The sequence below is a fragment of the Microbulbifer okhotskensis genome (assembly GCF_023895975.1).
GTDB lineage: Bacteria > Pseudomonadota > Gammaproteobacteria > Pseudomonadales > Cellvibrionaceae > Microbulbifer > Microbulbifer okhotskensis.
This window is the reverse complement of the sequence record NZ_JALBWM010000287.1, coordinates 1-1,340: the sequence shown is the minus strand read 5'-3', so window position 1 is coordinate 1,340 and position 1,340 is coordinate 1. Positions and strand designations below refer to the sequence as shown.

At 40.1% G+C, this 1,340-nt stretch carries 1 protein-coding gene; it reads right to left on the bottom strand.

The window, feature by feature from the left end; translation table 11 throughout:
* Positions 1-395 precede the first annotated feature (395 nt).
* Positions 396-842, bottom strand: coding sequence for a VapA/VapB family virulence-associated protein (locus MO867_RS22090; protein WP_252473191.1), 447 nt, complete (start codon positions 840-842; stop codon positions 396-398).
* Positions 843-1,340 lie beyond the last annotated feature (498 nt).

Sequence of the window (1,340 nt, the reverse complement as noted above, 5' to 3'; positions counted from 1 at the left end):
CCAGCATGGGCGTGAACTAATGGGGTGAAAGTCCCCTGTAGGAAGATCACCGTTTAATGGTTTCCATTAAATGCTAACTACTAGCGAATGGCAACTGCAATACCGTGAGGTGTTGTGGGGAGGAAGCTGCTAGCAAAACTATGAGCTTACGAACAGAAATATCCTATAAGGTTTAGCATGAAGGTGAGGTAGCCAGGGACACTGAAGCCAAGTAATCTGTGGTGTGGTAGCCGGCAGTTAGAAACTACCGGCTACCCGATTTATGACATGCTAATTCAAATCCTGTTAATTCTTAGATCTTCAGTTAGCTGACAATAATTGACATAAATTCTTTGTACAGAGTCTAACCTCAGCGCCGATTTATAACATCGAGTGAGCGCTAGTAGAGTTGGAGCTTATTGTTTGGTGAATTTACCACTACCCGCCGCAGTACCCGATGCAATATTTGGCCCACCACCAACGAAACTTCCTACTCCTCCGAATTCTAAAATAGTGCCTACTACGGTGGTCTGAAATAGAAAATGCATATCCCCTTTAGTGATAAGTTGAGCAGGAGATAAACTGGATACGCCCCCACCATAACTAACACCACCTGCACCAATGATTAATCCACCTCCATCACCTTCGAATCTAAGTATTTCACCAGATTCAAATGTGAGAGTCATAACCACATGTGTATACCCAATTCCACTTACTATAATTGCCAAATCTCCAGAGAAGGCATACTCTGCTGACGCAATTGAGAATTCTTTTTGCACATCTTCCGGTAAATTTTCAAGGTTTGTACGTAGATTTTTTCTTTGCTCTCTTGCTAGTTCAATAAAGTTGGTTTCGGTATTCATTTTAAGCCTCCAAGCTTATAAGTTAATATATGAAATTCAACTAAAATTACTGCCATCCGAACATAGATATTTATCGGTAAAATAAATATCACAGGATATTATAGTCATAACATTTATATGGTGATCATTTTTGCCGCTATTATTATGACTGATCTCGCAGAATTGATTTCTACGCCAAATCGAAATTTTTTATTTGAAATCATAGGGTTAAAGCATTCTGACACGTTCGTGCAGACTGCAAAATTATCACTTTGGCCACTATCCCGATTTTAACGTTAGCCCGCAACCCATTTATTTAGCTATTTTTTGGTGTGTCTTCTTGCTCCCCTATTTAACAGTCAATATGATCATGAATCCCTAAGCTGGCACTCACCAAATTTCATAAGTCGGTAATAGTTTAGGGAGTGGTTAAGGTATCGGGGTAGGGTGGGGTACAGGCTCTAAGAGAGTTATAACCGAATCTGGTGTTTGAGGGTTTGAAAGAAAGTAGCGTATCTG